Here is a 13856-nt window from a genome sequence, read left to right as displayed (position 1 = left end):
CGTCAGTAGACGCTGACGCCGTAGCGGGAGAGGACTTCGGTTACGGGCTGGAAGTACGTGGTGCCGCCGGAGGAGCAGTTGCCGGAGCCGCCGGAGGTGAGGCCCAGGGCCACGGTGCCGGCGAACAGGGCGCCGCCGGAGTCGCCGCCCTCGGCGCAGACGTTGGTCCGGATCAGGCCGCTGACCGAGCCCTCGGCGTAGTTCACCGTGGCGTTGGTCGCGGTGACCGAACCGCTGTGCACACCGGTGGTGCTACCGCTGCGCTTGACCGCCTGACCGACGTACGCCGTGCCGGCCGAGGTGATGTCCTGGTTCGAGCCGTTGTAGAGGTCGACCACACCCGGGTGGTTCGTGTACGACGTGCTGTACTTCACGATCGCGTAGTCGTTGCCCGGGAAGCTCGACCCGGTGACGGTGCCGAGCAGGGTGGTCTTGCTGGAGTTCGAGTACCAGCTGGACGCGATGTTGCCGCAGTGGCCGGCGGTCAGGAAGTAGTACGTGCTGCCGCTGCGGACGTTGAAGCCGAGCGAGCAGCGGTACTGCCCGCCGTAGATGGCGTCGCCACCGGCGATGTACTTGGTCAGCTTCCCGGAGATCTTCTCCAGCGAGATCCGGTCGCCGAACTGCTTGGTGACATTGGTCAGCGCCGTCAGCTTCCCACCGGTGACCGTGTCGTCGTACGAGACGACGATCCGGCCGTCCGGGTTGGTCTGCCAGGCGGTGCCCGGGATGGACGCGTCCTTGGTCAGGGTCGCGGTGATGGCGGTCGCCGACAGCGTCGACGGGTTGATGGGTGCGGCCGAGGCCTGGCTGGCGAGCAGACCGGCGGCGGTCAGCCCGGCAGCGGCCAGGATCGCGGTGGTACGGCGGATGGGTGAAAACTTCACGGTTCAGCCTCCTCACGATGAGGACGCAACACGGGGCGGGAGCGTCCTTGACTTAAACCGAGTGCAGTACTACCCCGCTGACCCGTTGAGTATTCAGGCGAATTCGGAGCGTAAGGGTAATCCTCCGTACGTCAGCGTCGTCCGCAGCACCTGCCGATCACCGTCCAGCGAGGCGTGGTCGACGTCCACGGTCCAGTCCTCACCGGACAAAATCAGCGTCATCGCGCCGTTTTCGAACCACGGTCCGTGAGCGATCCGCCAGTCCGCCGCCACGTCCCGGACCTGAGCCGACCGCGCGAGCTTGTGCAGCAGCGTCGTCATCCATCGAGTGTCGAGCAGGTGGTTCGCCCACCGGATGTGCCGGGGGATCGGATTCCGGAACGGAGACATGGTCAGCTGGCGGATCGCCGTACCAGGATGCGGTACTGCGGTCAGCTGAGCCTCGGCCAGATAGCTGCAGTGCACGTCACCGGACAGCATCAGGATCGACGCCGGCGGATCCTCCCCGCGCACGAGCGAAGAAAGCAGGGCGGTCACGTCGTCGAACGACTTCCGGAACGACGCCCAATGCTCCAGGTCCATGCCCTGCCGGATCTTCTCGCCGACCCGCGCCGCACGCGGCCCCCACGCCCCGGACGAGATCGCCTCGTCCCACCCCTCCAGGTGATGCAGCCCAGGCGCGAGCAGAAAGGGCAGAGTCGAGGCCAGCAACAGATGGTGGATCGGCCGCGATGCCTCGACCGTGGACGCGCGTACCCACTCCCACTCGTGGGCGTCGACCATCGCGCGCTCGTCCGGCTCGAGGTGCCGGGAGCAGCGTGAGTCGACCGCGACCAGCCGGACCCCGCGGGACTCGTCGCCGAAGTCGCGGTAGAAGCTCCACCGGGTCGAGGCCGGGTCCTCGTCCGCGGTCCAGGCGAAGCTGTCCAAGTACGCCGTACGTTCGTCGTCATCCTCGATCGAGAGCATCGCCCGGTACGTCGGATCCTGGTCGAGTTGCTCGGGCGACAGGTTGCCGAGGTGCTGATAGACCCAGTACGACGCGTAGGCGCCGATCACCCGATCGCGCCACCACGGCTGGGCGGTCACCCAGCGGCGCCAGGTCAGCGAGGTGTTCCAGTCGTCACGCAGATCGTGGTCGTCGAGCAGCATGCACAACGGCACCGTGGAGAACAGCCACCGCACGGCCGGCGTCGTCCACGCATCGTCGTACAGCCAGGTGTACTCCTCGAAGTTGCCGATCTCGTCAGCAACCTCGGACCCCTGCCGACCACCATGCGCCTCGCGCAGTTTCGCAAGTACGGCGTCCGACGGGTCGTCGGCGTACACCTGATCACCCAGCAGCAGGATCGCGTCGGGCGGCTCGTCAGCGCCGCCGGCCATCCGCTCAGCCAGCGCGACCAACGCGTCCGGCCCGAACTCCTTGAACCCCTGAAAGTCGAACGGCGCCGACCGCCGGCACGACCCGAACGTCAACCGGAAGGTCCCATCCGCGCGCGGCGTCCGGATCACACTGGGGCCGTAGCCACCATCAACCGGCCAAACCAGCGACCCGTCGAGCCGAACGTCGTACGGCGTCTCGCTGGACGGCGACAAGCCCTCGATCCGCACCAGCGCGTAGTGATGACCGTGCACGGACCAGGTCCGGGCCCGATGCCCGAGCACTTCGACCTCGCAGGGCTCGCTGGTCTCCACCCACACCGTGGCGCGCGTATCGTCCACGTACCGCAGCAGTGGCCCCAGCCTGAGTTCCATCCAGAAACGCTACCGTGTCAATCCAGCCGCAAACTGTGAAGCACGAAGGACGCCAGCTCCCGGTACGCCTCGGCGTCGTTCAGCCCGGTCCGGCGGGCGATGTCGCCGCGCTGGATCGCCTGCATGGTGTGCGCGATCATCTCCGCCGCGAACGCGATGTCGACCGGCCGGAACGCCCGGTTGTTGATCCCGTCCTCGATCAGGGTCCGGACCCGATCCGCCGCGATCCGGGTGTTCCGCTCGTACACCGACCGGGCCGGGGCGAACGTCGCCACGTCGTCCAGGAAGGTCCGGCTGGCCGGCCGCAGCGCGTCCGCGACCGCGTTCAGGTACGCCGCGATCCGCCGGTCGTGCCGGGTCTGCCGCGCGACCGCCGCTTCCACCTGGGCGGTGGCATTCTTGAAGTAGTGCTTGACCACCTCGACGGCGAGCTGCTCCTTGCTCGGCGCGAGTGCGTACAGGGTCGTCTTGCTGCAGCGCAGCTCCGCGGCCAGGTCGTCCAGGGTGAACCGGCTGAAGCCTTGTTCGAGAAACAGGGACAGGAGCCGATCGAGCAGCTCGGACTGCCTGCGGGTACGGCGTCCCGGAACGACTGTCGTCATATCGAGACAGCATAGAACGATACTGAAGTATGGTCTTCAGTATCGTTTGGAGTATCATTCTGGCAGCCGTTGAGAGGGGTGCCTGATGGCTGTCGACCGGTTGCTGCCGACCGAAGAATCCGTTGACCTGCTCGCCCTGGTCCGTGACCTGTGCGAACACGAGCTGGCGCCGTACGCTGCTCAGGCCGAGGAGAGCGAGACGTTCCCCCGGGACGCGTTCCGCACCCTCGGCAAGGCCGGCCTGCTCGGCCTGCCCTACCCGGAGCAGTACGGCGGCGCCGAGCAGCCGTACGAGGTGTACCTGCAGATGCTGGAGGAGATCGCCGCCGCCTGGATGTCGGTCGGCGTGGGGGTGTCCGTCCACACCATGACCAGTTACGCCGTCGCCACCCTCGGGACCGAGGAGCAGCGCGCACGCCTGCTGCCGGACATGGTCGGCGGAGAGTTGCTCGGCGCCTACGCGCTGTCCGAGCCACAGGCCGGCTCCGACATCAGCGGGCTCACCACGAAGGCGGTCCGCGACGGCGACGAGTACGTCCTGTCCGGCACCAAGGCGTGGATCAGCCACGGCTCACACGCCGACTTCTATACGACGTTCGCGCGTACGTCGGACGACCCGAAGCGCGGCATCTCCGCCTTCCACGTGCCGGCGTCGTCTCCCGGCCTCAGCTTCGGCGCGCCCGAGCGCAAGATGGGCCTGACCGGGTCGACCACCACGCTGGTCAACTACGACCAGGTTCGGGTCCCGCGCTCCAACCGCATCGGCGACGAGGGTGACGGGATGCGGATCGCCTTGTCCGCTCTCGACTCCGGCCGGCTCGGGATCGCGGCCTGTGCGACCGGTCTGGCCCAGGCCGCCCTCGAGGTCGCCGCGTCGTACGCGCTCGAGCGCCAGCAGTTCGGCCATCCGATCGCGGACTTCCAGGGCGTGCAGTTCCTCCTTGCCGACATGGCGGCCGCGGTCGAGTCCGCGCGATCGACGTACCTGCAGGCGGCCCGGCGGCGGGACCTCGGCCGGCCGTTCACCCAGCAGGCAGCGATCGCCAAGCTGGTCTGCACGGACGCCGCGATGAAGGTCACCACCGACGCCGTCCAGGTGCTCGGCGGCTACGGTTACACCCGCGAGTTCCCGGCCGAGCGCTACATGCGCGAGGCCAAGGTCACCCAGATCTTCGAAGGAACCAACCAGATCCAGCGGCTGGTGATCAGCCGCGACCTGCTCAGGAGCGTTTCATGAAGCTTGCCTCGTCCGATGTCGCCCTCGTCACCGGCGGTGGTTCCGGTCTCGGCGAAGCCACCGTACGGCGGCTGGCCGCGGCGGGAGCCGGGGTCGTGATCGTCGACCTGTCCTCGTCGGGCGGCAAGGCGATCGCGGACGAGCTGGGCGACCGGGTGGTGTTCGCACCAGCGGACGTCACCGATGAGGCCGCCGTCACGGCCGCGCTCGATAAAGCTGCAGAGCTCGGCCCGCTGAAGGTCGTCGTGACCTGCGCCGGAATCGCCACTCCCGGCCGGGTCGTCGGCCGCAAGGGTCCGTTGCCGCTGGCAACCTTCCGGCAGGTGGTCGAGGTCAACCTGATCGGCACCTTCAACGTGCTGCGGCTCGCCGCCGAGCGGATGGTCGCCCAGCCGGCGGGCGACGACGGCGATCGCGGCGTCGTGGTGATGACCGCGTCGATCGCGGCGTACGACGGTCAGGTCGGGCAGGCGGCGTACGCGGCCAGCAAGGGCGGCATCGTCGGCCTGACCCTGACCGCGGCGAGAGACCTTGCGGACAAGGGCATTCGCGTCGTCACCATCGCGCCCGGCACGATGGAGACACCGATGCTGGCCGGCCTGCCCGAGGAGACCCGGACCGTGCTCGAGCAGCAGGTCCCGCACCCGTCCCGCCTCGGCCGCCCGTCGGAGTACGCCGCGCTGGTCGCCCACATCGTCGACAACCAGCTGCTCAACGGCGAGGTGATCCGCCTGGACGGCGCTCTCCGGATGCCTCCTAGGTAAGCCGCAACCAGCGCACACCATGCGCGGGTACGTCGTACTCGAGCTGCTCACTCACGTCCTGTGTGGCGCCATCCCACAGGTCGTGCGCTCCCGAAGCGCCGGCGCCGAGTGACGCCAGTGGCACGGTCACCTTCCGCGAGGAGGCGCCGGTCCAGAAGATGGCGACGTACGGGCCCGCCGTCCACACGATCAGCTCACCGTCGTCCATCGGCTCACGGATCACCTCGCGACCGTCGGACGACGTCCGCAGCACCTCTGCCAGCGCTGGATTGGCGAGCAAGTCGAGCGTCTCGTCGCCGGATGTCGGCAGGTCGCCACCCATCATGAGCGGCGATCGGCCCATCGCCCACAACGTCAGCAGCGTCTTCTGCTCGTCCCAGGTCAGGCGACTGGACCGGTCGTCACCACGCTCGGCCCGAATCCCGATCCGGCCGAGCGGCAGCATGTCCGCGTCGGCCCAACCACCTTCCTGCTGGAACGGCGACCAGCGCGCGAGCCGGGCGAACTGCGCGTGCACGTCCTCCCAGCGATCCCACAGATCGTCCGAGATGCGCCACATCTGTGCGTTGGCTCGCAGATGCTCGAGATGGTGAGTCGACAGGTGCGTGCCCGGCGACAGCGACAGCACGATGTCCCGGCCGCTGCGCTCGATCGCGCGTGCGTACGCAGCGATCTCACGGTCGTGGTACGGCGCGAGCATGTCGTCGGCCTTGATGAAGTCGACACCCCAGGCGGCGAACTGCGCGACCTGCGCGTCGTAGTACGCCTGGGCGCCGGCGTGGTCGTGGTTCAGCCCGAGGTTGTCCGGGTTCCAGGTGCACACGTGCTCTGGATCCGCGACCTCCCGGGCGGTGAACTCCGTGCCGAAGATCGGGAGGTCGAGCTCGGCCGCACGGCGCGGGATGCCGCGCATGATGTGCAGCCCGAACTTCAGCCCGAGCTCGTGCACCTTGGCGGCGAGTGGTCCAAAGCCGGCGCCCTCGACCGCTGAGGGAAAGCGGTTGGGCGCCGGCAGTTGGCGGCCGTAGTCGTCCAGGACGACCGGCGCGTCGGTGTTGTACCCGTGCGACCGTGCCGTCGGGTCGTACCAGGCGATGTCCACGACGATGGTGTCCCAGCCGGACGCCAGCAGCTTGTCGTGCATCACCTGTGCGTTCGCGAGCACCTCGGCCTCGGTCACCGTCGTACCGAAGCAGTCCCAGCTGTTCCACCCCATCGGCGGGGTCTGCGCGCGGGTCACCATTCGGCGAAGGAACCGTCGGAGTGCCGCAGCATCGGAGACCTCCAGGTGTGGGGGTCGGCAGCCGCAGCCCGTACGGCGTCCTCGTTGACCTCGATGCCGAGTCCGGGACCGGCGAGCCGCTCGATGTGTCCGTCGACGAAGCTGAACACCTGCGGGTCGACGAGGTAGTCGAGGAGTGCGCTACCGCCGCCGTACTCGATGCCGAGGCTCTGCTCCTGGATCAGGAAGTTCGGCGTCGCCAGGTCGATCTGCAGGCTTGCCGCCAAGGTGATGGGGCCCAATGGGCAGTGTGGAGCCACCGCGACATCGTAGGCCTCGGCCATCGCGGCGATGCGCCGTACCTCGGAGATACCGCCGGCGTGCGAGAGGTCGGGCTGGGCGACGGCAATGCCGGTCGGGAGGACGTCGCGGAAGTCCCAGCGGGAGTACAGCCGCTCGCCGGTCGCGATCGGGATGCTGGTCGAGTCGGTGATCCGGCGCAGATCGCGGGCGAACTCCGGCAGCACCGGCTCCTCGACGAACAACGGCAGCAGTGGTTCGAGCAGCGGCAGGATCCGCCGGGTGGCCGCTGTACTGAAGCGGCCGTGGAGATCGAGCGCGATGTCGATCTCGTCGCCAAGAGCGTCGCGCAGAGCCTCGACTCGGGCGACCATCGTGCGGATCTCGGCCGCCGACGGGACTGCGGGCAGCGCATCGGAGACGTTGAGCTTGACCGCCGAGAATCCCTTGGCCACCTTGGCTTGTGCGTCGTCGATGAGAGCGGCGGTGTCGCGACCGGCGACCCAGGTGTACATGCGGACGCGGTCGCGGACCGGACCGCCGAGCAGCTCGTGTACGGGCGTCTCGTGGTACCGCCCCTTGATGTCCCAGAGGGCTTGATCAATCCCGGCAAGGGCACTCGACAGCACCGGTCCACCACGATAGAAACCGCCCTTGGCCAGCGTCTGCCAGTGGTCCTCGATCCGCAGCGGATCCGTGCCGACGAGATACTCCATCAGTGCGGTGACCGCGCCCTGGACCGCCTCGGCCCGCCCTTCGACGATCGGCTCACCCCAGCCGCTGATGCCCTCGTCGGTGTCGATCCGCAGGAACTGCCACCGCGGCGCTACCAAAAATGTCTCGTACCCGACGATCTTCACACTGCCTCATTCGACTTGAGTTCCGCGCCGGCCAGGAGCGCGGCGACGAGCTGATCGGTCTGTCGCAGGACCAGGGCGGCGGCGCCCGAGGCTCCCGCCCGCGCGCCCAGGTCGAGCTCCGCGGCCACTACGTCGGCGTCGCGGGTGAGCGCCATCGCGGACCGGCGCAGGGTGGCGCGGATCGGCTCCAGCACGAGGTCGCCCGCCCGGGCGAGCTCACCGCCGACGATGATCCGCTCCGGGTTGAGCAGGTTGCAGATGTTCGCCAGCACCCGGCCGGTGTGCTCGCCGGCCTCGCGCAGCACCCGCACGGTGTCGTCGTCCCCGGCCTCCGCGGCGGCCAGGAGCTCGTCGATGTCCCCGAATGACAAGGCCTTCAGTACGGCGTTCAGCGACGCGTACTGCACCAGGCAGCCGCGGTTCCCGCACGGGCAGGGCGCGCCCGCCGGGTCGGCCGAGATGTGCCCGACCTCGCCACCGCCACCGCGCGCACCACCGTGATGAAGGTTGCCGTCGACAAGCAATCCGGAGCCGATCCCGGTGGATAGCCCGAGATACAAGACATCCCGGGCACCTTTGCCCGCTCCCCAGGTGAACTCGGCGACCGCTTCCAGCCGAGTGTTGTTCCCGACCAGCACCGGTACGGCGAGATGCCGGCCGAACTCGGCGGACACGTTCACCCCCGCCCAGGCCTGACCGGGCAGCGACGGGCCGACCACGCCACTCTGCAAGTCGATCGGACCCGGTACACCGATCGCAACACCCACCAGGGCGTCACGATCGAGTGCGGCCTTGGACAGCAGTTCGTCGAGCAGGGCGAGCCCGGTCGTCAACCGCTCCTGCCAAGGGGTGTCGCGGGCGACGGTCGCGCCGTCGCTGGCGAGCGTCGTACCGGAGAGGTCAGTGACGTGGCCCCAGACGCGCTCGAGGGTGAAGTCCAGGCCTGCTGCCGCCCCCGCGGCCGGGTTGGCCTGCAGGAATCCGCGGGCCCGCCCGTCCACCTCGGACGCGTCGATGCCGGCTTCGGCGACCTGGTCGCCGACGACCTCCATCACCACGCCGCCCATCACCAGGTCGGCGACGATCGTGGACACGGTCGTGCGGGACACGCCGCAGATCCGGGCCAGCTCGGCCCGGTGCAGCGCGCCGTGCTCCATCAGGGCTGACAGCAGCCGTTCGGAGTTGGTGCGCCGGAGCGCCCGCAGAGATCCCGTGTCCTTCGCCACGTCGTCGAGTATCGTCCGGCCGCCGTTCCGGCGTCAATAAAGTTGACATAGTTCGTTCACACTCTTGACACAAACCCGGAAGTGCTCGAACAATTCCGGACACAGCTCGGGTATCGGCCCGGCCAGGCGACATGGATGACAGGCATGGACGCACTGCGGAACGACCCCGCACCGCTGGTGGTAGTCACCGGCGGGCTGGGCCGCGTGGGGAGCGTGCTGCTGCCACACCTGCGGCAGCACTACCGGTTGCGCCTGGTCGATCGGGCGATACCGGACCGGGCCGTACCCGCCGGCGACGGCGTGGAGGCCCGGCAGGCGGACATCGGCGACCCCGATGCGGCCTACAAGGCGTTCGAAGGAGCGGACGCGATCCTGCACCTGGCTGCGAACGGCAGCCCGTGGCAGAGCTGGGACAGCGTGTACGCCGCCAACGTGCGAACTGCACAGGTGGTGCTCGAAGCAGCCGCCGCGCACGGCGTACCGAAGCTCGTGCTGGCGAGTTCGGTGCATGCCATGGGCGAGTACAACCGCCCTGCGTACTGGCCGGTGAGCCCGCGGCTCGATCCCCGCCCGTGCTGTCCGTACGGCCTCGGCAAGGTCGTGATGGAAGTACTGGCCAAGTCACATGCGGACCGGACCGGCGCCTCGGTCACCTGCGTGCGACTCGGCCTGACCGGCTGGGGACTGGGCGAGCGGCGCTACCTCGGGCAATGGCTCTCCGACGGCGACGCCGGCCGGCTCATGCTCGCGGCGCTGCGCGCGCGGGAGCCGTATGGCGTGCACTTCGGCGTCTCGGCCAACACCCGCAATCACTGGGACATCACCTCGGCACGAACCGAACTGGGCTACCGCCCGCAGGACGACAGCGAACTTCTGGCCGACGCCGCCGGACCCTCCTCCGGTCCCGTCTGCCGCCTCTTCGACGACTCAGAGATTTCGAAATGAATGAGAGGTTTGACATGACCACGACGAACCCCGGGCTGTCCCGCCGCCGGTTCCTTGCTCTCTCCGGCGCCGCGGCCGGTGGTGCACTCGCGGTGGGCTGCTCACCGGCGTCTTCGACGAACACACCGGCCGCCGCGGGCTCGAGCTCGGGCTCGGCCGCCAAGGGGACAGTGACCGTCATGTCCCAGTCGGGTGAGTTCGGCCCGAAGGAGGCCAAGGCGGCCTCGCAGGCCCTCGGCATCACGGTGAAGACGGTCGAGTACGACCTGACCAAGCTGACCGCGATGCTTGCCAGCGGCAACCCGCCGGACGTCGTCCGCGGCATGGGCGCGCTCGAGACGCCGTACCTGGTCGCGCGGCAGGTGGCCGAGAACCTGGATCCGTACTTCGCGAAGAGCACGCTGATCAAGGCCGACGACATCGACCCGGTCAACGACGTCTGGCGGTACGACGGCCAGAAGCAGGGCGCCGGCCCGCGGTACGGATTCGCGAAGGACTACTCGCAGGACTGCACGATCTGGTACAACGGCGGGCTGTTCGACGCGGCGGGTGTGACCCGGCCGAGCCCGACCGCGCCTATGTTGCTCGACGAGTTGCTCGAAGACGGCAAGAAGCTGACCAAGCGGCAGGGCGCCAAGGTCAGCGTCTACGGCCTCAACCCGAACGGGCTGGGCCTGTTCAGCCAGTTCGCCTGGCTGACCGACCTGGCCGGCGGGAAGCTGTCCGCCGACGACCTCGCGTCGGTCGACTTCAGCAGCCCGGAGGCCCAGCGGGCCCTGAACTGGTACCTCGACTACGCGAAGGCGGGGATCGGTCCGACGGTGCTCAACCCGGACCCGAACGGCTGGGACGGACCGACCTTCCAAGCCGGCCGGATGGCGTCTACCCTCAGCGGCTACTGGCTCGGCGGACTGTTCTCCGGCGACCCCAAGTCCGCCAAGGTCGCGGGCTTCGCGCCGGCGCCACAGTTCGACACCAGCCGGCGGATCAGCCCTTGCTTCGGCGGGACCGGCCTGTGGATCCCGAGGGCGAGCAAGAACAAGGATGCTGCGTTCGCGGTGCTGGAGTGGTTCATGGCCGGCGACCCGGCCAAGGCGCGGGCGACCGGTGGCTGGGGTATCCCGCCGCTGAAGTCGCTGCAGAAGCTCATGCCGCAGAAGCTGCCGTACCAGAAGCAGGCCTACGAGACGCAGATGGCCGAGAAGCAGTACTTCTCCGTCATGTCTTTCACGCCGTACGTGCGGCAGGACGCGATCAACACCGTCATCACCCGTGAGTTGCCCAAGGCAATCAAGGGTACGACGACCGCCGGCCAGCTGGCCGACACGCTGAACTCGCAGATCAACGCCCAGCTCGCCGACGGAAAGAAGCGGTTGCGGTGAGCTCCGCACTCACCGAGGTACGACGTACCGCCGCGCCGGCCGCCGTCGAGCGGCCGGCGCGCGGCAAGAAGCCGCCCACCCTGCGCAAGGCGCGGACCTTCTACCTGTTCGTCGCGCCGTGGATCATCGGGTTCGTCGCGCTGACGGTCTTCCCGCTGGGCTATGCGTTCTGGCTCAGCCTGACCGACTCCGACGGGTTGTCGCCGAAGACGCACTTCGTCGGCTTCGACAACTACATCGAGATCTTCCACGACCCGCTGACGATCAGCTCGCTGGCGAAGACCGGCGTGTTTACGCTCGTGACGGTGCCGCTGGGGATCCTGGCCGGCCTGCTGCTCGCGGTGATCCTGAACCAGCCGATAAAGGCCCGCGGGCTGTTCCGGGCGCTGATCTACCTGCCGGCCGTCGTACCGCCGGTGGGTGCGGCGCTGACGTTCCGGCTGATCTTCGACCGGGACGCGGGTGCCGCGAACGGCATCCTGAGCAGTCTCGGTCTGGATCCGATCACCTGGCTGGTGGATCCGAATGCCCGCTATGTCCTGTACGGGCTGGTGATGTGGGGCTGTGGCGGCTCGATGATCATCTCGCTGGCCGGCCTGCAGGACATTCCCCGTGAGTTGCAGGAAGCCGCGCAGGTCGACGGAGCGTCGTACTGGCAGTCCTTCACCAGGATCACGATTCCGCTGCTGTCGCCGGTGATCCTGTTCCAGATCATCACCGGGGTGATCGGCTCGCTGCAGTCGTTCGCACCGTTGCTGCTGTCGTCGGGCTCGCTGAGCGGTGCCGGGACAGTGCCGCAGGGCAACTACATGTACATGATCCACGTGTTCGCGCAGTACTTCTCCGCATCCCGGTTCGGCTATGCCTCGGCGATGCTGTGGATGCTGTTCGCCGTGATCCTCCTGGTGACGCTGGTGATCATCAAGGTCAGCGCCAAGACCGTGTTCTACACCGTCGAGCCGGAGGGGAAGAAATGACCCGGACCTACCGCTGGGCGCTGTACATCGTGCTCGGCGCCGTCGTCTTCGCGATGCTCAGCCCGATCTACTGGCTGGTGCAGACCTCGCTGAAGTCGCCGGCCGAGATGGCGTCGTTCCCACCCACCTGGTGGCCGTCGCATCCGCAGTTCTCGAACTACACCGACGCGATCAGTAAGGTCAACTTCATCGGCGCGACGCAGAACTCGCTGACCATCGCGTTCATCACCACCACGCTGACCACGCTGAGTTCGGCCTGGGTCGGCTTCGGCTTCGCCCGGCTGACCGCGCCCGGGAAGAAGCAACTGTTCGTGATCCTGCTGTCGACGATGATGCTGCCGGGCATCGTCACGCTCGTACCGACGTACCTGATCTTCGCCAAGCTGCACATGGTCAACACCTACTGGCCGTGGGTGGCCTGGGGACTCGGCGGCAGCGCGTTCCTGATCTTCCTGTTCCGGCAGTTCTTCGCCGGCATCCCGCGGGAGATGGAGGAGGCCGCCATCATCGACGGATGCGGGTACGTCGGGATCTTCTGGCGGATCTTCTTGCCGCAGTCCTGGCCGGTGATCGCGGCCAGCGTGATCCTCTCCTTCACCGGTGCCTGGGGCGATTTCGTCGGGCCGGCCATGTTCCTCAGCCAGGACAGCACCACCCTGGCGGTGGCGATGGCGAGCGGCTACGTCAACGACAAGGGCCTGCCGATGAACAACCTGGTCGCGGCCGGCGCAGTGATGTACGTGCTCCCCGTCCTGGTGCTCTTCATGTTCATGCAACGCCGCTTCGTCAGCGGCTTCGCCACCTCGGGAATCAAATGACGGTTGCCACCGGCTTGAGAGGAGCTTGACATGAGAACACGGGCGTTGGCGGTGGGCATCGCCGCTGTGATGCTTGCGACTGCCGGGATCGCCAGTACGGCCCAGGCGGAATCATCCAGCGAGGCCACGTGCACGCAGCCGACCTCGGCTCCGGTCCGTGGGAAGGAGCTGGCGTGGCATGACGAGTTCAGCGGCCGGACGCTCGACACTCGCCGGTGGAGCACGGTCATGGACTTCCCAGGTCGTGCGGGTGGTCACTACCACAACACGTCGTACGGGAGCTATGCCGTCGACGAGAACGTGGTGCTGTCGCGCGGCCGGCTGGGCCTGATCACCGACAACAAGCCGGTCGTCGGGACGGACCCGGCCGGCACCTACCAGTACACCGAGGGCTTCATCTCGTCGCACGACAAGTTCTTCCAGAGCTACGGCTACTGGGAGATCTGCGCGAAGTTTCCGGCCGGCAAGGGACTGTGGCCCGCGTTCTGGCTGATCCCGCAGGACCGCAGCTGGCCGCCGGAGATCGACGTCGCCGAATGGTTCGGCAGCATCGAGGGCATGCACAGCGGCCTGGCCTCCGGCAACTGGCCCGACGTCCGTTGGGACAGCCACTGGTCCTACGGTCCGGTCCCCACCCAGGGCTGGCACACGTACGGCGTCAACTGGACCACCGGCAGCATCACCTTCTACACCGACGGCAAACCCACCTCCACCATCACCGGCTCCCAGATCCCCAGCAAGCCCATGTACGTCGTCCTCAACAGCGGCACCTGGGCCAACCCCGACCGAGGCGGCCCACCCGACGCCACCACCCCCTTCCCGAACACCTTCGACGTCGACTACCTCAGGGTCTACAAGTAGGCCTGTGGACAAAGCCTCCT

General features: G+C 68.0%; 13 protein-coding genes. 7 read left to right on the top strand and 6 right to left on the bottom strand.

The window, feature by feature from the left end; all coding sequences use genetic code 11:
* Window positions 1–2: 2 nt before the first annotated feature.
* The 3 genes from EV646_RS29935 to EV646_RS29925 form a co-directional block, all read right to left on the bottom strand.
* Window positions 3–887: a S1 family peptidase gene (locus EV646_RS29935; protein ID WP_132154475.1), complete on the bottom strand. Its 885-nt coding sequence runs from the start codon at window positions 885–887 to the stop codon at window positions 3–5.
* A 93-nt stretch (window positions 888–980) separates the two neighbouring features.
* Window positions 981–2642, bottom strand: coding sequence for a DUF7800 domain-containing protein (locus EV646_RS29930; RefSeq protein WP_132154473.1), 1662 nt, complete (start codon window positions 2640–2642; stop codon window positions 981–983).
* Window positions 2643–2659: 17 nt separating this feature from the next.
* Entirely contained in the window at window positions 2660–3244 is a 585-nt protein-coding gene (locus EV646_RS29925) for a TetR/AcrR family transcriptional regulator (RefSeq protein WP_132154471.1), read from the bottom strand.
* A gap of 85 nt (window positions 3245–3329) precedes the next feature.
* On the opposite strand from EV646_RS29925, the gene EV646_RS29920 reads away from it, so the two are divergent.
* Together EV646_RS29920 and EV646_RS29915 are read left to right on the top strand one after the other, a co-directional pair.
* Window positions 3330–4481 (top strand): acyl-CoA dehydrogenase family protein, encoded by a 1152-nt coding sequence (locus EV646_RS29920; RefSeq protein WP_132154469.1) that lies wholly within the window; start codon window positions 3330–3332, stop codon window positions 4479–4481.
* Entirely contained in the window at window positions 4478–5245 is a 768-nt protein-coding gene (locus tag EV646_RS29915) for a 3-hydroxyacyl-CoA dehydrogenase (RefSeq protein ID WP_132154467.1), read from the top strand. The genes EV646_RS29920 and EV646_RS29915 overlap by 4 nt, the downstream gene beginning before the upstream one ends.
* On the opposite strand, the gene EV646_RS29910 is transcribed toward EV646_RS29915, so the two are convergent.
* Genes EV646_RS29910 through EV646_RS29900 form a run of 3 tightly spaced genes read right to left on the bottom strand, consistent with a single transcriptional unit; the run spans window position 5238 to window position 8853 of the window.
* A complete protein-coding gene (locus tag EV646_RS29910) occupies window positions 5238–6488 on the bottom strand; it encodes a glycoside hydrolase family 27 protein (RefSeq protein ID WP_241996409.1) in 1251 nt (416 codons plus the stop codon). The two genes, EV646_RS29915 and EV646_RS29910, sit on opposite strands and share 8 nt — an antisense overlap.
* On the bottom strand, window positions 6482–7627 hold the full coding sequence (gene dgoD, locus EV646_RS29905; RefSeq protein WP_132154465.1) for a galactonate dehydratase: 1146 nt from the start codon (window positions 7625–7627) through the stop codon (window positions 6482–6484). The genes EV646_RS29910 and dgoD overlap by 7 nt, the downstream gene beginning before the upstream one ends.
* Window positions 7624–8853, bottom strand: a complete 1230-nt coding sequence (locus EV646_RS29900) for an ROK family transcriptional regulator (protein ID WP_132154463.1) — start codon at window positions 8851–8853, stop codon at window positions 7624–7626. Before EV646_RS29900 ends, dgoD begins: the two co-directional genes overlap by 4 nt.
* A 144-nt stretch (window positions 8854–8997) precedes the next feature.
* Here EV646_RS29900 and EV646_RS29895 point away from each other — a divergent pair, with 144 nt between their 5' ends.
* The 5 genes from EV646_RS29895 to EV646_RS29875 are packed head-to-tail and all read left to right on the top strand — an operon-like array spanning window position 8998 to window position 13836.
* Window positions 8998–9798: an NAD-dependent epimerase/dehydratase family protein gene (locus EV646_RS29895; RefSeq protein ID WP_158291046.1), complete on the top strand. Its 801-nt coding sequence runs from the start codon at window positions 8998–9000 to the stop codon at window positions 9796–9798.
* Window positions 9795–11180 (top strand): extracellular solute-binding protein, encoded by a 1386-nt coding sequence (locus EV646_RS29890; protein ID WP_206752050.1) that lies wholly within the window; start codon window positions 9795–9797, stop codon window positions 11178–11180. Before EV646_RS29895 ends, EV646_RS29890 begins: the two co-directional genes overlap by 4 nt.
* The gene (locus EV646_RS29885; RefSeq protein ID WP_132154457.1) at window positions 11177–12157 is read left to right on the top strand and encodes a carbohydrate ABC transporter permease; all 981 of its coding nucleotides are present in this window, start codon (window positions 11177–11179) and stop codon (window positions 12155–12157) included. Before EV646_RS29890 ends, EV646_RS29885 begins: the two co-directional genes overlap by 4 nt.
* The gene (locus EV646_RS29880; protein WP_132154455.1) at window positions 12154–12975 is read left to right on the top strand and encodes a carbohydrate ABC transporter permease; all 822 of its coding nucleotides are present in this window, start codon (window positions 12154–12156) and stop codon (window positions 12973–12975) included. The genes EV646_RS29885 and EV646_RS29880 overlap by 4 nt, the downstream gene beginning before the upstream one ends.
* Window positions 12976–13005: 30 nt before the next feature.
* Window positions 13006–13836 (top strand): glycoside hydrolase family 16 protein, encoded by an 831-nt coding sequence (locus tag EV646_RS29875; protein WP_132154453.1) that lies wholly within the window; start codon window positions 13006–13008, stop codon window positions 13834–13836.
* The last annotated feature ends 20 nt before the right edge of the window (window positions 13837–13856 follow it).

The sequence above is a fragment of the Kribbella antiqua genome, from assembly GCF_004345665.1.
GTDB lineage: Bacteria > Actinomycetota > Actinomycetes > Propionibacteriales > Kribbellaceae > Kribbella > Kribbella antiqua.
This window is presented reverse-complemented; position numbering and strand designations above follow the sequence as displayed.